Source organism: Actinoplanes sp. NPDC048796 (genome assembly GCF_040650035.1).
GTDB lineage: Bacteria > Actinomycetota > Actinomycetes > Mycobacteriales > Micromonosporaceae > Actinoplanes.
In genome coordinates this window covers 260,469-277,525 of sequence record NZ_JBEZGO010000004.1, presented here as the reverse complement: position 1 = coordinate 277,525, position 17,057 = coordinate 260,469, and the positions used below count along the sequence as shown (strand labels likewise).

Sequence of the window (17,057 nt, the reverse complement as noted above, 5' to 3'; positions counted from 1 at the left end):
TTATCGACCGGCCAGGTCGCGGACGCTCGACAACAGCTCCTCCTGCGAGATCGGGCTGACGCGGCCGCCGGTCCGGGCGTCCTGCATCGCCTTGGCCAGCTGCACCCGGCGCAGCACCTCCTTGATGTCGGCGCCGGTCATGCCGTGGCTGGCCGCGGCCAGCGCGGTCAGGTCGAGGTCGTCGGCGAACATCTGGAAGCCCGGCTCCTCATGCGCGGCGATCAGGGCCCGGATCATCTTGCGGAAGATCTCGGCCCGGCTCGCCTCGTCCGGTTTCGGGATGCTCAGCTTCACGTCGAAGCGGCCGGAGCGGATCAGCGAGTCGTCCACCCGGTGCGGGAAGTTCGTCGTGGCCACCACGATGACGTTCGGGTTGGCCTCGATCAGGTCGTTCATCTCCTGCTTGAAGATGCCGGCCACGGCGTTGATGGCCTGGCTGGCCGCGTCGCCGCCCGACCCGGCATAACTGATGATCGAGTCGAACTCGTCGAACAGCATCAGGGTCGGCACCCGGTAGCGCCGGGCGTCGCGGAAGATCTGCTTGATGTTGCGCTCGGAACCGCCGAGCCACTTGTCGAGGATCTCCGGCGTCCGGATCTCGCGGAAGTCGGCGCCGATCTCGTTGGCCAGGGCTCGGGACAGCATCGTCTTGCCGGTGCCGGGAGGCCCGTACATCAAGATGCCCTGCGGCCTCTGCGCCCCCCACCGCGCCATCGACTCGGGGTGCCGGAAGGACACCGCGATCTCGCGCAGCTCGCCGACCTCCTTGGTCAGCCCGCCGACCATGTCGAGGGTGACGGTCTTGGTGGTGGCCGGCGTGGCCGAGATGTTCTCGCGGCTCACCACGTAGCGCCGGCCGGTCAGCGCGTCCGGCCCGGTCAGCTCGAGCACCGCCTGAAGCGTCAGCCCGACGAAGGCCTGCAGGTGGGCGGGGGTGACCTCGTCCCGGGAAACCTCGGCGCTCAACCGCACGACGGTGCCGCTCTCGTCGTACGTCACCGTCGCCTGCAGACCCACGACGGCGTCGGCGATGGTGCCGGGCTGGCGACCGGCCGCCGGCTTCTCGGGCCGGTCCAGACCGAGGCGACGGTACGCGGCGGCGGCCGCGGCACCCACACCGTCGACGATCCGCGTCGCGATCGGATCGCCGGCCTCGATCCGCTTGGCCAGCAGCAGCCCCACCGGGTCGTTGCCGAGCACCAGCTTGCGGATGCGCTCCTTGGACAGCGGCTCGTCGGCCGTGCTGATCGCGGCCGCGAACGTGTGCACCGGCCCGCCGTCCCGGTCGGCGCTGGACACGGTCAGATCGACCCGCTGCACGGGCGAGGGCCAGGTCGCCCGCCGCAGCAGCTCGACGGGGTTGACCCGCGCCGCGGCCAGGACCGTGGTGGCGTCGACCAGCTCCACGGTGGCCCCCGCGTACTCGAAAGTCTCTCCACGCGCACGTGCGTCGGACATGCTCAGCTCCCTGGGGATGGACGGCAGTCGCACTCCCAACAGTGACACACGCCTGCCGATTCGCTCCCCCGCCAAGTGGTGGTGACAGTCCGGTAGGTTGCAGGGATGATGCTCCGCACGCTCATCGGCCAGGTGCTCCGGCGCACACGCATGGCACAGGGAAAGACCCTCCGCGAGGTGTCCGAACTGGCCGGGGTGTCGATCGGGCACCTGTCCGAGGTCGAGCGGGGCCGCAAGGAGCCGTCCTCGGAACTGCTCGACGCGATCTGCCGCGCCCTCGGCCTGACGCTGTTCGACCTGCTGCTGGCCGTGCTGCGCGAGGCCCAGCCGCAGCCGCGGCGCGCCGACCTGCGCCAGGGCCGTTTCGACCTGGCCGACCGCGCCCCGCGCCCCCAGGCGCCCACCCGCCGCGGCGACTTCCGCCTCGCGGCCTGAGCTCAGTCGTCCAGCCGACCGGACGCCGCCACCAGCACACCCGCCACCAGCACACCCGCCACCAGCACACCCGCCACCATGACGATGATCGGCCCGGCCATCGGCGAACCCCTTCCGTGCCCGCAGCGTACCGCCGCCGGCGGACCACGGCGAGGCCCCGACCACCCGGCCGGAACATCATCGCCTCGATCGCACGCGCGTCAGTTGAAGAGGCGGAGGGCCGCGTCGCGGGCCAGCAGGAAACCGACGATGCCGACGACCCAGGCCAGGGCGTTGCTGCGGGCCAGGCGGTCGCCGACGCGGGTCAGCAGCGGGGTCAGGCGGTCGCCGGCGGCCAGGCGCGCGCCGAGCAGGGCGAGAGCCGGGAGGATCATGACCAGGCAGTACCCGGCCATGACCGCCGCGATGGTGGCGGGCCCCAGGTCGGCCCCGGTGAGCAGGCCGATCGCGGCCAGGTAGGGCAGCATCGTGGTGAGCTCGGCGGCGGCCGCGGCCAGCGCCAGCCCGGCCAGCCCGGAGGTGCTGCCGTCGCTCAGCGCGCGTTCCCGCCACCGGACCAGCCGGCCCCCGCCGCCGGAACCGGTGCTGGGGCGGCGGTCGAGGCGGAAGCTCCAGAAGAACAGGCCCACGCCGAGGATCAGCTGGATCCATGACACGGGGCGGGTGTCGAGCAGGCGGGTTATCTGTGGGAGTAAGGCGTCCGCGCCCAGCGCCACGGCCAGGCCCACCGCGAAGTAGAAGGCCGCCACCGTGCCGAGGAAGACCAGGATGCGGGTGGGCCGGACCGGGCCGGGGTGCATGAGCAGCCAGATCGGGATGAGCAGGGTGCCGAAGCTGGTGGAGTCGATCAGGGCGAGAACGGCCAGCGAGCCGAGGAGCGCGAGGTCCATGGCGAAACCCTCGCGCGGCTCGCTCGCGGGCGCGTCGGCCGAAGGGTGTGCGCGCGCGTACAACTTTGGTCGGACGCCGTGGGGGCGCGCGGCGTGATGGGATAGGCCGGTGCGGACGGCGATCATGCGGCGGTGGCGGGCCAGCCCGTCGTTCCAGGACAGGGTGACCGCGGTCTCGACGTTCGCCGGTGGGCTGGCGCTCAACCTGCTCGGGCTGACCGATGTCTGGGTCGATACCGGCATCGACCGGCTCGAGGGCGCGCCGGCCTGGTGGCACACGGTTCCGCTGGTCGTGGGCTGCGCCGCCATGCTCGGCAAGCGCCGCCACCCGCTGCCCGCCCTGGCCGCCGGGGTGGTGGCCACCCTGGCCGATCTGGCGCTGGGCGGCAGCATCGCGATGGTTCTCGTCCTGTTCGATCTGATCTTCTCGGTGGGGCAGTTCGCGTCGGACCGGGCCCGCCGGGCCGTCACCACAGCGGTCTTCGTGGTCATCGGCACCGCCGGCGTGGTCGGGGGCCTGGCCGCGGGCCAGGTCCGCGTCGCCGTGTTCATCGCCCTTCAGCTGACCACGCTTCTGTTCGTGCCGTTGTGGTGGTCGGCCAATGTCCGCCAGCAGCGCCGCCTGGGTGAGCTGGCCGCCCAGGAGGCCGTGCTGGCCGAACGCGCGGCGATGGCCCGAGACCTGCACGACGTGATCGCCGCCCACCTGTCGACGACGGCTCTGCACTCGGGCGCCGCCCTGGCCGCCCCGCCGGACACCACCCGCGACCGGGCCGCCCTGCAGGCGGTCCGGACCAGCAGCCTGGCCGCCCTCGAGGAGATGCGCTCCATGATCATGCTGTTGCGGGACGCTCCGCTGGCCGACGCGACGGTGCCGGGCGGCCTGGATCGTTTGCCCACCCTGGTCGAGGCGGCCGAGGCCGACGGCCTGCGGGTGACCGCCGATCTGCCCGAGATCACCGGTGTTCCGGTGATCGTCGCCCACACCGTCTACCGCATCGTCAACGAGGCCCTGACGAACGCCCGCAAACACGCTCCCGGTTCGGACGTACGCCTGAGCGTGCGCCGGACGGCCGGCGAGGTGACCGTGACGGTGACGAACAGCCTGACCCAGGCGCCCCCACTGCCCCACCAGGCGCTGAGCGCCGGCACCGGCCTGCCGTCCATGCGCGAGCGGGCGGCCCTGCTGGGCGGTTCGGTGGCGGCCGGCCCGGACGGGTCCGGCTGGCGGGTCCACGCCACCCTGCCGGCGGGAGCGATCCGGTGATCCGCGTCCTGCTGGCCGACGACCACGCGGCGATCCGGGCCGGGCTGCGGCTCATCCTCGAGCAGGCGCCCGACATCGAGGTGGTGGGGGAGGCCGCCGACGGCGCGGTCGCCCTGCGCCAGGCCGGCGCCCTGCGGCCCGACGTCGTCCTGATGGACGTCCGCATGCCGGGCACCGACGGGATCAGCGCCACCCGGGCCATCACCTCGGCCGGCCTGGCCGACGTGCTGATCCTGACGACCTTCGACCTGGACGAGTACGTGTTCGGCGCCCTCCGCGCCGGGGCGGCCGGCTTCCTGCTCAAGTCGGTCGAGCCGGCCGACCTGGTCACCGCCGTCCGCCACGTCGCGGCCGGCGACGGCGTGATCGCCCCGTCGCTGACCCGCCGCCTGCTGGCCACGTTCGCCACCGACCGGCCCGGCCCGCCACCGGCGCCCGCCGCCCTCGGCGACCTGACCGCCCGGGAACGCGAGATCCTGGCCGCTCTCGGCCGCGGCCTGTCCAACGCCGACCTGGCCGCCGAGCTGTCCATCACCGAGGCCACCGCGAAAACCCACGTCTCCCGCGTCCTGGCCAAGCTCGGCTGCGCGTCCCGGGTCCAGGCCGCCATCCTCGCCAAGGAGAACGGACTGGCATAGCCCGGGTGGGTCAGCGGCGCGGCTCCCAGCGGAACAGGCGGGTGGCCAGGGCGATCGCGACGACGACCCAGGCCAGGGTGGGCGCCAGCAGGATCGGCGGGGCGCTGCCGTTCCAGGCGCCGGCGACCAGTTCGGTGGCCGCACCGCCGGGCAGCAGCCGCTTGAGCAGGGTCAGCTGTTCGGTGCCGCTGATGCCGACCCAGCTGGCCACCGCGATCACGCCGAGGCTGACCGGCAGCGTGGTCACCTGGGCGTGTTCGGGCGAGTTGGTCAGCCCGGCCGTGGCCAGGCCCAGCCCGGCCATCATGGCCAGGGTGGCCACGACACCCACGCCGACGAGCACGGCGTTGCCGGGCGTGCCGGTGACCGCGCCCAGCACGGTCAGGATGACCGCCACCTGGATCAGGGCCAGGGCGGTCACCGGCAGGAGCAGGCCGGCGATGATGTCCGCGTCGCCGGCCGCCGTCGAGCGCAGGCGCTTGAGGAAGAGGTTCTGCCGGCGCGAGGCCAGCGTGGTGACCGCCGACGTGTACAGGCCGAAGGCGCCCACGGTGAACATGACGATCGCCGCGATGTAGCCCAGGCCGCCGATGGCCGCGAATGTCTCGTGTTGGTAGATGAAGTACGCGCTGACCACCGCCGGCATGATGAGGCTGGTGACCAGCACGAGCCGGTTCCGGAAGATCTGGATGAGCTCGCTGAGCGCGATGGAGAGCATGACGGGTGGCTCCTTTCAGCCGGCGATGGCGCGGAAGACGTCGTCCAGGCCGGTCGCACCGGCCCGCAGGTCGCCCAGCTCGACACCGTGGTCCTGCGCCCAGCCGAGCAGCAGGTGCAGGTCTTTCTGCAGGGTGAAGGTCTCGACGGCATACGCGCCGGAAGCGTCCCGGGACGCGTGAAGCGGCAGCGTGGGTGTGCCGGCGGGCAGCGTGAAGTGGATGACCGAGGGCAGCGTGCGGGTCAGCTCGGCCACCGTGCCCTCGCGGTGGAAGGTGCCCTCGTGCATCAGCCCGATCCGGTCGGCCCGCTCCTGCGCTTCTTCGAGGTAGTGGGTGGTGAGCACGACGGTCGTCCCGCGTTCGCGCAGCCGGTCGACCGCCGCCCACAGGTCGTCGCGGGACTGGATGTCGAGGCCGGTGGTCGGCTCGTCCAGGAAGATCAGCTCGGGTGTCCCCCAGATCGCGGTGGCGAAGTCGAGCCGCCGCTTCTCGCCGCCGGACAGCTGCGCCACCTTGGTGCCGGCCTTGCGGGTCAGGCCCACCACGTCCAGGACCCGGCCCGCGTCGTCCGGGCGCCTGGTCAGCGCCCCGATCAGCCGTACCGACTCGCGGACCGTGAGGTCCGGGGAGAATCCGCTCTCCTGCAGCATGATCCCCATCCGGGGCCGCACCGCCGGCCGGTCGTCCGGGGCGGCCCCGAACACCCGTACGGCGCCGGAAGTGGCCTTTCGATGCCCCTCCACCGTCTCCAGGGTCGAGGTCTTCCCGGCGCCGTTGGTGCCGAGCAGGGCGTAGAGTTCGCCGGCCGCCACATGGAAGGACAGGTCCTTCACGGCGTGGAAGTCGCCGTATCGGACGTTGAGCCGTTCGACTTCGATGACGGGGGTTGTGGTCATGCGTCGATGCAACCGCGATCGCGCCGCCGCGTTCAGTGCCGCCACGTCACGGCCCGATGTGACGTGGTGTCACTGTCCGGCCCTCGATCAAGGCTGAATACTTGGTGGCGTGACCGCGAGACCGTTGCGCATCAGCGTGTCGACGCAGGGCCGTCTGCGCCGGCTCAACCTGATCACCGCGTTCCCGCCGTTGATCCTGGCGGCGGTGATCATCGTCGGCGCCGACACGCACGCCTGGTGGCACCCGGTGGTGCTGGCGCCGGGGGTGGTGGTGGCGCTGGTCGCGGTCGAGCGCTGGACGGCCAACGACCTGTCCCGGGTGTTCGTCCCGTGCCTGGTCGTCGCGGCCGTGGTGTGGCCGGTGGGTGTCCTGATCGGTGGGCCGAACGCGTATTGGGGGGTGTGTGTGGTGGCTTCGCTGGCGATTCCCCGGCTGGCCCACCGTGTGATGGCGGGCGCCGCCACGCTCGCCTTCCTGGCCGTGGTGGGCGCCGTCCGGCTCCTGGCCGACCCCAGCGCCGGGGCGGCCCGATGGGTTCTCGTGCCCGTCGGCGTCACCGGGCTCGCCATCGTCTTCAGCGTCGCCGGTGAGCGGTTCTACGACGTCGTCCAGGAGCTCGAGCAGTCGCGCACGCGGGAGGCCGAGCTGGCCGTCGCCCGCGAGCGGGCGCGGTTCGCCGGCGAGCTGCACGACATCCAGGGGCATACGCTGCATGTGGTGAAGCTCAAGACCGCCCTCGCGGCCAAGCTCGTGCACAGCGATCCCACACGGGCCGAAGAGGAGTTGCGGGAGATCCAAGGGCTGGTCGGCGACACCATCAAACAGACGAAGGAATTGGCGTACGCGCAACGGCGGCTCAACCTCAACGCGGAGCTGGAGAACGCGAAGAACCTGTTCGAGGCGGCCGGCATCGCCGTGCGCATCACCCGCTCGGCCGACGCCGGCGCCACCTCGAGCGAGATGCTCGGGCAGGTGCTGCGCGAGACGACCACCAACATCCTGCGGCACGCGCAGGCCACCCGCGTGCGGATCACGCTCACCGCGGCCGGTATCTCGGTGGTCAACGACGGCGCCCGCGGCGACGCGCTCCCGGAGCTGCACGGGCTGTCGGCGCTGCGCCGGCGGGTGGCCGACGACGGCGGCGAGCTGACGGTCGCCCAGAAGGACGGGGAGTTCGTGACGCAGGCGGCGTTCAGATCATGACCAGCGTGGTCCTGGCCGACGACGAGGCCCTGCTGCGCAAGGCGCTGGCCGCCCTGCTGCCGCTGGAGGGCGACATCACGGTGCTGGCCGAGGCGTTCGACGGGGCGTCGGCGATCGAGGCGACGTTGAAGCATCAGCCCGACGTGCTCGTGATCGACCTGGAGATGCCGGGGGTGGACGGTCTCGGCGCCGTGGCCGAGATCCGCCGGGCCCGGCCCGGCCAGGTGATCCTGATGCTGACCCGGCACGCCCGTCCCGGCGTACTCCGGAAGGCTTTGAAGCTCGGCGTGCAGGGCTTCGTCAGCAAGTCGGCCGAGCCGGCGCACATCACCTCGGTCATCGCCACCCTGCACGAGGGCAAGCGGTGGATCGACCCGGACGTGTCCGCGGTGGCCGTGATGGACGACTGCCCGCTGACCGACCGCGAGCTCGACGTGCTGCGCGTGACCGGCGAGGGCTACTCGGTCGCCGACATCGCGGCCCGGCTCCACCTCGCCCAGGGAACCGTGCGCAACTACCTGTCGAACGCGATGCAGAAGACCCAGACGCCGACCCGGCACGAGGCCGCCCGCTACGCCCGCGAGCACGACTGGCTGTAATTCGGATGCTTCGCGCGGCGCCGGAAGGCAGACTTCCGGCGTGCACTCGGCGATCACCGTCACCCCCGCTCAGCTGCCCGGCCTGCTGCTTCACGTGGCGGTCGTGCGGCCCGTCTTCGTGTGGGGCGCGCCCGGGATCGGCAAGAGCTCGCTGGTGCGCGCGTTCGCGGCGTCCCTCGGGCTCGACTGCGTCACCCTGGTCGGCACCCAGCTGGCGGCCGAGGACCTGATCGGCGTCCCGGAGCTCAAGGACGGGCGCAGCCGCTTCGCGCCGCCCGCGATGATCGCCCGCGACGAGCCGTACTGCCTGTTCCTCGACGAGCTCAACGCGTCCGGCCCGGACGTGCAGAAGGCGTTCTACTCGCTGATCCTCGACCGGCGCATCGGCGACTACGAGCTGCCGGCCGGGTCGATCGTGATCGGCGCCGGCAACCGGTCGAGCGACCAGGCCCTGGCCCGGCCGATGGCCTCGGCGCTGGTCAACCGGCTCGTCCACGTGCACCTGCGGGCCTCGCACGCGGACTGGAGCGCGTGGGCGCGGGAGGCCGGCCTGCACCCGTGGGTGACCGACTACCTGGCCGAGCGCCCCGACCACCTGTGGTCGGCGCCGCCCAAGACCGAGGAGACCTTCTCGACGCCGCGCAGCTGGCACATGCTCTCCGACGCCCTGAAGTCCTACGGCGACGGCGCCGACGAGGAGGTCGTACGGCTGCTGGCCGCCGGCACGCTCAGCCCGGCCCACGCGACCGCGTTCGGCGGGTACGTGAAGATCGTGCGGCACCGGTACGGACTCGACGCGATCCTGCGCGGCGACGCCGGCTGGCCGGCCCACCCCACCGACCGCGACCTGCTGTACTTCCTGGCCGAGACGTTCCGGGCGCGACTGGTCAAGGAGCTGCCGGCCGACAAGGACCGGGCGCCGGCGAGCGTGCGCCACTTCGCCCACCGGGCCAAGGCGATGCTGGTCGAGCTGGCCGAGCTGTCGCTCGAGTGCGGGCGCCTGGTCATCGCGGCCGGCGAGGACGGCGCGCCGGTACTGCCGGCCTGGTTCCTGGTCGAGGTGAGCCGCGACCTGCCCCGCCTGGTCGCGGCCCGCACCTGAGCGGCGGTCGCGTGAGCCGCAAGAAGGCCGTCGAGCCCGATCCGAACACGGCCGCCTTTCTCGCCGCGTGGAAGGCGCTCGCCCGGCATCCGATGTTCGCGCCCCTCGCCGACGGGTGGCCGCTGGCCAGCGCCTCGGCCAAGCTGGTCGACGAGCCCGGCATCGGGTACGCCGTGGTCGGCCCGGGCGGCCACATCCGCGCCAACCGCGCCCGCAAGCTCGACGAGGACGGCTGGACCTGGGTGCTCGCCCACTGCCTGCTGCATCTGGGCTTCGGGCATCACGCGCGCGAGTGGGACGACGTGGCCTGCCTCGTGGTGACCCGCTTCCAGCGCTCGCTGAAACTGGGCCGCGAACCGGTCACCCTGCCCGACACGCTGCCCGCGGCCGACGAGGACCAGCTGCGCCGCAACGGCCTGGCCCCCGAGTTCGCCGGCTGCGGCGCCGGGGCGCCCGGTCTGTCGTACGAGCCGCTGGGCCGCCACCAGGACGACCCGCGGTGGCCCGAGCGGTTCGCCCTCGGCCTGTCCGCCGCCGCCACCGCCGCGGTCGACGTGGCCGGCGGCGCCCGGCCGGGATCCCGCCGCTCGCCGTGGCGGCGCGCGCTGAGCTGGTTCATCGGCTCGTACCCGCTGCTCGGGGCCGTCGCGGCCCGGTTCGAGCTGGTCGCCGACGCGGCCCTCGCCCGCGACTGGGACATCTCGATCGCCGCGGTGTCGCCCGAGGCCGGCGAGATCTACGTGAACCCGCTGCGGCAGCTCGGCGAGGACGAGTGGCGTTTCGTGCTCGCCCACGAGATGCTGCACGCCGCCCTGCGCCACGGCGACCGGGCGGGCTGGCGCGACGCGTACCTCTGGAACGTCGCCTGTGACTACGTGATCAACGGCTGGCTGGTCGAGATGGCCGTCGGCACGCTTCCGGACGGCACTCTGTACGACCCTCAGTTCGCCGGCCTGTCCGCCGAGGACGTCTACGACCGGATCGCCGGCGATCTGCGCCGCGTGCGCAAGCTGGCCACGCTGCGCGGCGCCGGCCGGGGCGACATCCTGGGCGATCCCGGCCGGCGCCCCCGGGCGGTCGACCTCGACGAGTACTGCCGGCGCGCGCTGCTCAGCGGCTACGCGTACCACCTGAGCAGCGGCCGGGGCGTGCTCCCGGCGGCCCTGGTGGCCGAGATCCGGGTGCTGGAGCAGCCGCCGCTGCCGTGGGACGTGCGGCTGGCCCGCTGGTTCGACGAGTACGTGCCGTTACCGGAGTGGCAGCGCACGTACAGCCGGCCGTCACGCCGTCAGGCGTCCACACCGGACATTCCGCGCCCGGGCCGTCATCTGCCGCTCGAAGCCGTCCGCAAGTGCACCTTCGGCGTCGTGGTCGACACGTCCGGCTCGATGAACCACGAGCTGATGGGCAAGGCGCTGGGGGCGATCGCCTCGTACGCCACCGCCCGGGACGTGCCCGCCGCGCGGGTGGTGTTCTGCGACGCGGCCGCGTACGACGCCGGTTATCTGCCGGTCGAGGACATCGCCGGGCGGGTACGGGTGCGCGGGCGCGGCGGCACCGTCCTTCAGCCCGCGATCGACCTGCTGGAACGGGCCGAGGACTTCCCGGCGACCGGCCCGATCCTGGTCATCACCGACGGCTGGTGCGACGTTCTCCGCGTACGCCGTCCGCACGCCTACCTGATGCCGGTCGGCGCCCGTCTGCCCTTCACGCCGAAGGGCGAGGTCTTCGCCCTCACTCCTTGAGGTTCGCCGGGTCGAGGGTGATCTCCTCGTGCCGGACGTTGCGGTTGTAGAGGTACGTGACCAGCCACAGGAGCACGCCGATGACCAGCAGGATGCCGGCCACGCGGTAGTCGGCGCCGGCCCGGCCGGACAGCGGGCTGGCCAGGTACGCGCAGGTGATGGCGCCGATCACCGGGATGACCGTCGGCGCCTTGAAGTGCTCGTGGTCGACGTGGTCGCGGCGCAGCACCAGCACGGCGATGTTGACGACCGTGAAGACGCAGAGCAGCAGCAGCGACGTCGTCCCGCCCAGGGCGGCCAGATCGGCGAACCAGATGAGGCCGAAGGCGATCACCGTGGTGAAGACGATTCCCACCCAGGGGGTACGCCTCGTCCGGTGCACCCGCCCGAGGATCCGCGGCAGCACGCGCTCGTTCGCCATTCCGTACAGCAATCGACTGGCCATCAGCATGTTGATCAGAGCCGAGTTGGCCACCGCGAACATCGTGATGAAAGCGAAGATCCACAGCGGGAACCCGGACGCGCCCGCCTGCACGACCTTGAGCAGCGGCGCGTCGCCCTCGCCGAGCTCCTCCGGCGCGACCAGCGCCACCGACGAGATGGAGACCAGGATGTAGATGACGCCGGTGACGCACAGGCCGGTGAGCATGACCTTCGGGAAGATCCGGACCGGGTCCTTGGTCTCCTCGGCCATGTTCACCGAGTCCTCGAAGCCGACCATGGCGAAGAAGGCGAGCGCGGTGGCCGCGGTGACCGAGAAGAAGGCGCTCTCCCCCTCGGCCGGCGTGAAGTCGGTCAGCCGGGACAGGTCGCCGTCGCCGCCGCCGAGCGCCCAGGCGCCAATCCCGATGACGATGAGCAGCCCGGAGAGCTCCACGCAGGTCAGCAGCACGTTGAGTTTGACGCTCTCGCCGACGCCCCGGAAGTTGATCAGGCCGACCAGCACGATGAAGCCGAGCGCGACGGCGGTCAGCGCCGCGCCCTCGGACCAGGACAGGTCGAACGCCTCGACGAAGTTCGAGGCGAACGCCTTCGACGCGCTGGACGCGCTCGTGAGCCCCGAGCACATCACGGCGAAGGTGACGATGAACGTCAGGAAATGGATGCCGAACGCCTTGTGCGTGTACAGCGCCGCGCCGGCCGCCCGCGGATATTTCGTCACGAGTTCGAGGTAGCTGAACGCGGTGAGCACCGCGACGATGAACGCGACGAGGAACGGCAGCCACACCGCCCCGCCGACCTCGGACGCGACCCGCCCGGTGAGCGCGTAGACGCCGGTACCGAGGATGTCACCGACCACGAAGAGCAGAAGAAGGCCGGGCCCCATGACCCGCTTGAGGGAAGGCTGTTCCGTCGTTACCGCATCCGCCATCCACCGAGCGTCATACATCTCGCACGTTCTGTCGAGTCGTGACTATCGACGCGTCGCGATTGTTGGGTAGCGTCGGGCCATGCGCATCGTGGTAGCCGCGAAACCCGAAGCCGACACTCCCTGGGTCGCCGACGCCGTGATCGGCCTGGCCAAGCAGACCGGCGCCACGGTGGCCGTGGTCGCCGCGGACGAGGTCGAGCTGGAACGCCTGGCCGCCGTGCCCCGAAGCGTGTTCGCCGACAAGGCCTACCAGTCCGCGTCGGCGATGGCCGCCCGCCTGGCCGACGCCGGCATCGAGGCCAGCGTGACGGTGGTGCCGGGCCGCCCGGTCCCGGCCGTCCTCGAGTTCGCCGATCAGCAACAGGCCGACCTGATCGTCGCCGGCTCGAGCAGCCGCCCCACGGTGGCCGAGCGCCTGCTCGGCAGCGTCCCCCTCGACCTGATCAAACGCTCGTCCCGCCCGGTCCTGCTGGTCACCCACCCCCAGCATCAGCCCTGAGGACGGCGGTCAGGAGCGGAAGAGGTTGCGGGGTACCGGGCGGGCCGGTACCCCGGTCCGGGGAGCGGCGTCCGGCTTGCGGGGGTTGCCGTGCAGCGACGAGGCCGGGTTGTCGGAGGTCCAGCGGCGGCCCGGCTGAGCGGCCGACGACGCGGAGCGGCGCTGGCGGCGCGGCTTGGGGACCACTTCGACGCGCGGCTCGAGGTGCGGCTCGAGGTGCGGGTCGAGCTGTTCGGCCGAGGACACCACGACGACGCCGGCCAGGCCCTCGTCGAGCATGCGGGCGGCCGCGGCCCAGTCGCCCTGGATCAGGCCGACCACGTTGTACCGGCGGGCGGCGCAGTGCTCGAGACAACGGCTCGCGCTCACGCCGTAGTTCTCCGGTCGCACGTATATCACCGCGTTCACCACTGACCGACCCCTTCGTCTCCCCGCACCCCTCGAGCGAGATCCACTCAATCGCGCCGGTCACGTTCTGCATATCGTCTGTTATGGATAGGTGACCGGACTGATCCACCCGCATCGACCGCGATCGGTCCCAACCGCACCGGCCGGACGGGCAAATTCGCGGTTTACTATTGCCTTCAAGCATCTATCCCGGAAGACTGCCCCGCCCCGCTTCCAGGCCCCTCGGACGGCCCTCCGAGGGGCTGTCGGGTTCCCGACTCGAGGGTCTGCTTGATCTCGGCGAGGCCCCGCTCCACGACCCCGCGCACGACCGCGGCCATCGCGTGCGGCAGCACATCGGTCACCCAGACCAGCCGCCCGCGGCCCTCCTCGTCGAACACCTGGAACGACGCGTGGTGATAGGTCAGCGGCATCCGCTGGGCGCCGGCCACCGCGTACGCCAGTCGCCTCAGATCGTGGTCCACCGCCACGATCACCTCACGCACCTGCCAACCGTCCGGCATGGTCAGGATCCGCGCGTCGCCCTCGATCCGCGCGTCTCGCACCCGCCCCGGCAGCAGCCGCCGGTGAACCGCCCCGACATCGGCCACGGCCTCCCACACCTGTTCGGGCGGCAGATCGACAACCACTTCCGCACGCACTGTCGCCATCCAGCTCCGGCCCTCCGCGTCGAACGTCCACCGGCCCTCGGAGCCCACCGCGACAGCGCCGTCGACCACCGCGATCACGCACGCCGGACTCCCGATACCCGCGGCCCATCGTTCCACCGCGCCATGGCGCCCTCCAAGCCCGCGGCCGCTTGGCGAGGAGGTCGATCAGCGGCCGGTGGATGATCGCGCGGCGGATGCCGGAGGGGCGGCGAGGGGCTTTACGCGAAGCGGTAGCGGGTCTGGGAGTAGGGCTCGCCCTGGCCGAAGGCCAGCACCTTGGCCGGGGTGACGGCGAAGACCAGGGCCTCGTTGCCCTCGTCGCCGGTGAACGCGCCGTCGGCCGAGTGGAGGTCCCAGTTGTGGCGGGATTTCCAGAGGGCGGCCAAGGTGGTCGGACGATCGGGGTCGGTCACCCGGGTCGCCGTGCCCTCGACCACCACGTCGAGGCCCGCGTCGGCGTCGGCGGTGCCCGTCGTGATGGCGCAGTTCGGGTTGCGGTACAGGTTTTTCGCCTTCTGTTCGCCGGCTCCGGGGCAGAAGTGGAGGGCGCCCGCGTCCCCGACCGTGGGTAGTGGTGTCACATGTGGACGGCCGTCGGGACGTATCGACACCTCGGTTCACGGGCGCGCGGTGGCGCCCGGGGAGCTGAACTGGGGGTGGAGCTCGGCGACCGGCTGCTGGCTCATGACGCGCATGGTAACCGCCGGTGCCGCGGGAGGGCGGTGGTCTCGGCAACGACCCGGCCCGTCCACCCGCGGCACGCTCGAGGGCCGGCGGGCGATGCCAAATCTACGCCGCCGAACGCGGTGGAACCAGGATGCCCGCCCCGTGTTACAAACAGCGCCATGACCTTCTCGATCGTTGCCCGCTCGGCCGACGGCACGGCCCTCGGCGTGGCCGTGGCCAGCAAGTTCCTCGGGGTGGGGGCGGCCGTGCCGGCCGCGCTGGCCGACGTGGGCGCGGTGGCCACCCAGTCGTACGCCAATCTGGCCTACCGGCCGCAGGCCCTGGCCCTGATGGGCACGGGAGTAGGCGCGGCCGACACCGTCAAGGCCCTGATCGCCGGCGACGCCGGACCGGTCGCGCACCGGCAGGTCGGCGTGGTCGGGCCGGACGGGCCGGGCGCGACCTTCACCGGCGACCAGTGCCATCCGTGGGCGGGTGGCGCGGCCGGCGACGGCTACGCGATCCAGGGCAACATGCTCGCCGGTCCGCAGGTGGTGGCCGGCATCGAAGCGACGTGGCTCGACGCGGCCGGGGAGAAGTTCCAGTACCGCCTGCTGCACGCGCTCAAGGCGGGCGACGACGCCGGGGGTGACCGGCGCGGACGGCAGAGCGCCGCCCTGTACGTCGTGGCCAAGGGCATGGGCTACGGCGGCACCAGCGACGTCCTCGTCGACCTGCGGGTCGACGACCACCCGGATCCGGTCGGCGAGCTGGCCCGGCTGCTCGAGCTGCACACGCTGTACTTCGAGCGGCCCGACCCGGCCACGCTGATCCCGCTGACCGGTGCGGTCGCGGACGAGGTGCGGGCGCTGCTCACGAAGGCCGGCTACGACGACCTGGACAGCTGGGCGGGGGTCGAGAACCTGGAGGAACGCCTGGTCGAGGGCAGCATCGACCCGCTGGTGCTGGAGATCCTACGAAAAGGATAGGGCGGGTACGGTGCACAGCGCCGCCAGCGAACCGGCGAGCGCGGCCGGATCGGCGTTGGCGGCCAGGTGGCGTACGGCCGAAGGGTCCAGGGGCGGCACCGACACGTGGGAGATCAGCGGGTGGTCGGTCCGCCGGTCCTCCTCGCCCGCGCCGAACAGCACCTCGCCCATCTTCTCGCCCGGGCGCAGCCCGGTGTACACGATGTCGACCGGTGCCGGGGCCAGCTCGACCATCTGCCGGGCCACGTCGGCGATGCGCACCGGCTCGCCCATCTGGAGCACCAGCGCCTCGCCGCCGTGCCCGATCGCGGCGGCCTGGATGACCAGGTGCACCGCCTCCTGGATGGTCATGAAGTAGCGGGTCACGTCGGGGTGGGTGACGGTGATCGGGCCGCCGTCGGCGATCTGCGCGGTGAACCGGTCGAACACCGAGCCGCGGCTGCCGAGCACGTTGCCGAACCGGACGCTGAGGAACGTCCCGGGCCGGTGGGCCGCGGTGTGCGCGGTGAGCCGTTCGGTGATCCGCTTGGAGTATCCGAGGACGCTCGACGGGTCGGCCGCCTTGTCGGTCGAGATGTTGACGAAGCGCTCGACCGACGACGCCGCCTCCAGCACGGCCAGGGTGCCCCAGATGTTGGTCTTCACCGCCTCGCCCGGGTAGCGCTCGAGCAGCGGCAGGTGTTTGAGCGCGGCCGCGTGGAAGACCACCTCCGGCCGCCGGTCCCGGAAGATCGCCCGGATCCGGTCGACGTCACGCAGCGAAGCCAGGATCACCGCCGGGTCACTGAGCGTGGCCCGCGGGTCGAGGGAGAGCTGCACGGCCTGCAGGGCGCTCTCGTCGCGGTCGAGCATCATCAGCTCGGCCGGGGAGAACCGGTTGATCTGCCGGCACAGCTCGGAGCCGATCGACCCGCCGGCCCCGGTCACCAGCACCCGTTTGCCGGTCAGGTAGCCGGCGATGGCGTCCAGGTCGGTCTCGATCTGCACCCGGCCCAGCAGGTCGGTCACCCGCACCTCGCGCAGGTCGCGGACGCCGATCTCGTGGTCCAGCAGTTCGCTCATGGCCGGCACGACCAGGAAGCGGACGCCGGCGGCGTCGGCCAGGGCGCGGATCTCCCGGACGAGCGGGGCGCCGGCGTCCGAGACGGCGAAGACCACCGTGGTGGCCCCGGTGCGCGCGACCGCCGAGGCCAGGGCGGTGCGATCGCCCAGGACGGGCACCCCCGCCACCCGCGTGCGCCGTTTGCGGGGGTCGTCGTCGAGGACGCCGACCGGCACGTACCGGCTCCGGGGGTCGAAGTGCATGCTGTGCAGCAGGTCGCGGGCCGCGGCGCCGCCGCCGAACAGCAGGGCCCGGGTCTTGAGGCCGGCGGACGGCCGGGACCGCCATCGCTCGTACCGCGTGGCGAGCATGTAGAGCAGATTCTCCCCGCCGGTCACAGAAGCACCCTAAGGCGGCAGGAGGGGACGCCGCGCAAGTTTCTGATAATGCTTCGCGTTAACGACCGGCAATTTAGATT

General features: G+C 72.1%; 18 protein-coding genes. 9 read left to right on the top strand and 9 right to left on the bottom strand.

What is annotated here, in order from left to right; all coding sequences use genetic code 11:
• Nucleotides 1-1,458 (bottom strand): ATP-binding protein, encoded by a 1,458-nt coding sequence (locus AB0C26_RS19875; RefSeq protein ID WP_360248996.1) that lies wholly within the window; start codon nucleotides 1,456-1,458, stop codon nucleotides 1-3.
• 105 nt (nucleotides 1,459-1,563) lie between these two features.
• Here AB0C26_RS19875 and AB0C26_RS19870 point away from each other — a divergent pair, with 105 nt between their 5' ends.
• A complete protein-coding gene (locus tag AB0C26_RS19870) occupies nucleotides 1,564-1,893 on the top strand; it encodes a helix-turn-helix transcriptional regulator (RefSeq protein WP_360248992.1) in 330 nt (109 codons plus the stop codon).
• Between the two features lie 200 nt (nucleotides 1,894-2,093).
• Here AB0C26_RS19870 and AB0C26_RS19865 read toward each other — a convergent pair whose 3' ends face one another.
• A complete protein-coding gene (locus AB0C26_RS19865) occupies nucleotides 2,094-2,783 on the bottom strand; it encodes a GAP family protein (RefSeq protein WP_360248989.1) in 690 nt (229 codons plus the stop codon).
• A gap of 109 nt (nucleotides 2,784-2,892) precedes the next feature.
• Here AB0C26_RS19865 and AB0C26_RS19860 point away from each other — a divergent pair, with 109 nt between their 5' ends.
• Together AB0C26_RS19860 and AB0C26_RS19855 are read left to right on the top strand one after the other, a co-directional pair.
• Nucleotides 2,893-4,050: a histidine kinase gene (locus AB0C26_RS19860; protein ID WP_360248985.1), complete on the top strand. Its 1,158-nt coding sequence runs from the start codon at nucleotides 2,893-2,895 to the stop codon at nucleotides 4,048-4,050.
• The gene (locus AB0C26_RS19855; protein WP_360248982.1) at nucleotides 4,047-4,688 is read left to right on the top strand and encodes a response regulator transcription factor; all 642 of its coding nucleotides are present in this window, start codon (nucleotides 4,047-4,049) and stop codon (nucleotides 4,686-4,688) included. The genes AB0C26_RS19860 and AB0C26_RS19855 overlap by 4 nt, the downstream gene beginning before the upstream one ends.
• Nucleotides 4,689-4,698: 10 nt before the next feature.
• Here the strand turns inward: AB0C26_RS19855 and AB0C26_RS19850 are convergent, their stop codons facing one another.
• Together AB0C26_RS19850 and AB0C26_RS19845 are read right to left on the bottom strand one after the other, a co-directional pair.
• Complete coding sequence (locus tag AB0C26_RS19850) at nucleotides 4,699-5,406, bottom strand: ABC transporter permease (protein ID WP_360248979.1); 708 nt, start codon at nucleotides 5,404-5,406, stop codon at nucleotides 4,699-4,701.
• A 15-nt stretch (nucleotides 5,407-5,421) separates the two neighbouring features.
• Entirely contained in the window at nucleotides 5,422-6,303 is an 882-nt protein-coding gene (locus AB0C26_RS19845) for an ABC transporter ATP-binding protein (RefSeq protein ID WP_360248976.1), read from the bottom strand.
• 109 nt (nucleotides 6,304-6,412) lie between these two features.
• Between AB0C26_RS19845 and AB0C26_RS19840 the strand changes: the two genes are divergently transcribed.
• The 4 genes from AB0C26_RS19840 to AB0C26_RS19825 are packed head-to-tail and all read left to right on the top strand — an operon-like array spanning nucleotide 6,413 to nucleotide 10,953.
• A complete protein-coding gene (locus AB0C26_RS19840) occupies nucleotides 6,413-7,507 on the top strand; it encodes a histidine kinase (protein ID WP_360248973.1) in 1,095 nt (364 codons plus the stop codon).
• The gene (locus tag AB0C26_RS19835; protein ID WP_360248970.1) at nucleotides 7,504-8,106 is read left to right on the top strand and encodes a response regulator transcription factor; all 603 of its coding nucleotides are present in this window, start codon (nucleotides 7,504-7,506) and stop codon (nucleotides 8,104-8,106) included. The genes AB0C26_RS19840 and AB0C26_RS19835 overlap by 4 nt, the downstream gene beginning before the upstream one ends.
• A gap of 40 nt (nucleotides 8,107-8,146) precedes the next feature.
• Nucleotides 8,147-9,208: a MoxR family ATPase gene (locus AB0C26_RS19830; protein ID WP_360248967.1), complete on the top strand. Its 1,062-nt coding sequence runs from the start codon at nucleotides 8,147-8,149 to the stop codon at nucleotides 9,206-9,208.
• A gap of 11 nt (nucleotides 9,209-9,219) precedes the next feature.
• Complete coding sequence (locus AB0C26_RS19825) at nucleotides 9,220-10,953, top strand: hypothetical protein (RefSeq protein ID WP_360248964.1); 1,734 nt, start codon at nucleotides 9,220-9,222, stop codon at nucleotides 10,951-10,953.
• Here AB0C26_RS19825 and AB0C26_RS19820 read toward each other — a convergent pair.
• Nucleotides 10,943-12,325, bottom strand: coding sequence for an APC family permease (locus AB0C26_RS19820; protein ID WP_360248961.1), 1,383 nt, complete (start codon nucleotides 12,323-12,325; stop codon nucleotides 10,943-10,945). The genes AB0C26_RS19825 and AB0C26_RS19820 overlap by 11 nt on opposite strands.
• A 79-nt stretch (nucleotides 12,326-12,404) precedes the next feature.
• Here AB0C26_RS19820 and AB0C26_RS19815 point away from each other — a divergent pair, with 79 nt between their 5' ends.
• Nucleotides 12,405-12,824, top strand: coding sequence for a universal stress protein (locus AB0C26_RS19815; RefSeq protein ID WP_360248958.1), 420 nt, complete (start codon nucleotides 12,405-12,407; stop codon nucleotides 12,822-12,824).
• 9 nt (nucleotides 12,825-12,833) lie between these two features.
• Here AB0C26_RS19815 and AB0C26_RS19810 read toward each other — a convergent pair whose 3' ends face one another.
• The 3 genes from AB0C26_RS19810 to AB0C26_RS19800 all read right to left on the bottom strand — a co-directional run bounded on the left by AB0C26_RS19810 (nucleotide 12,834) and on the right by AB0C26_RS19800 (nucleotide 14,493).
• Entirely contained in the window at nucleotides 12,834-13,223 is a 390-nt protein-coding gene (locus AB0C26_RS19810) for a hypothetical protein (RefSeq protein ID WP_360248955.1), read from the bottom strand.
• Nucleotides 13,224-13,408: 185 nt separating this feature from the next.
• Complete coding sequence (locus tag AB0C26_RS19805) at nucleotides 13,409-13,960, bottom strand: SRPBCC family protein (protein WP_360248952.1); 552 nt, start codon at nucleotides 13,958-13,960, stop codon at nucleotides 13,409-13,411.
• 140 nt (nucleotides 13,961-14,100) lie between these two features.
• Complete coding sequence (locus AB0C26_RS19800; RefSeq protein ID WP_360248949.1) at nucleotides 14,101-14,493, bottom strand: pyridoxamine 5'-phosphate oxidase family protein; 393 nt, start codon at nucleotides 14,491-14,493, stop codon at nucleotides 14,101-14,103.
• A gap of 234 nt (nucleotides 14,494-14,727) precedes the next feature.
• On the opposite strand from AB0C26_RS19800, the gene AB0C26_RS19795 reads away from it, so the two are divergent.
• Entirely contained in the window at nucleotides 14,728-15,537 is an 810-nt protein-coding gene (locus tag AB0C26_RS19795) for a DUF1028 domain-containing protein (protein ID WP_360248946.1), read from the top strand.
• Here AB0C26_RS19795 and AB0C26_RS19790 read toward each other — a convergent pair.
• Complete coding sequence (locus AB0C26_RS19790; RefSeq protein WP_360249995.1) at nucleotides 15,523-16,950, bottom strand: nucleoside-diphosphate sugar epimerase/dehydratase; 1,428 nt, start codon at nucleotides 16,948-16,950, stop codon at nucleotides 15,523-15,525. The genes AB0C26_RS19795 and AB0C26_RS19790 overlap by 15 nt on opposite strands.
• Nucleotides 16,951-17,057 lie beyond the last annotated feature (107 nt).

Excerpts from the sequence above, each read along its gene's own strand:
- AB0C26_RS19870 (WP_360248992.1), top strand. The coding sequence starts at position 1,564 with ATGATGCTCCGCACGCTCATCGGCCAGGTGCTCCGGCGCACACGCATG.
- AB0C26_RS19835 (WP_360248970.1), top strand. The coding sequence starts at position 7,504 with ATGACCAGCGTGGTCCTGGCCGACGACGAGGCCCTGCTGCGCAAGGCG.
- AB0C26_RS19790 (WP_360249995.1), bottom strand. The coding sequence starts at position 16,950 with ATGCTCGCCACGCGGTACGAGCGATGGCGGTCCCGGCCGTCCGCCGGC.
- AB0C26_RS19820 (WP_360248961.1), bottom strand. The coding sequence starts at position 12,325 with ATGGCGGATGCGGTAACGACGGAACAGCCTTCCCTCAAGCGGGTCATG.
- AB0C26_RS19815 (WP_360248958.1), top strand. The coding sequence starts at position 12,405 with ATGCGCATCGTGGTAGCCGCGAAACCCGAAGCCGACACTCCCTGGGTC.
- AB0C26_RS19865 (WP_360248989.1), bottom strand. The coding sequence starts at position 2,783 with ATGGACCTCGCGCTCCTCGGCTCGCTGGCCGTTCTCGCCCTGATCGAC.
- AB0C26_RS19850 (WP_360248979.1), bottom strand. The coding sequence starts at position 5,406 with ATGCTCTCCATCGCGCTCAGCGAGCTCATCCAGATCTTCCGGAACCGG.
- AB0C26_RS19845 (WP_360248976.1), bottom strand. The coding sequence starts at position 6,303 with ATGACCACAACCCCCGTCATCGAAGTCGAACGGCTCAACGTCCGATAC.
- AB0C26_RS19875 (WP_360248996.1), bottom strand. The coding sequence starts at position 1,458 with ATGTCCGACGCACGTGCGCGTGGAGAGACTTTCGAGTACGCGGGGGCC.
- AB0C26_RS19795 (WP_360248946.1), top strand. The coding sequence starts at position 14,728 with ATGACCTTCTCGATCGTTGCCCGCTCGGCCGACGGCACGGCCCTCGGC.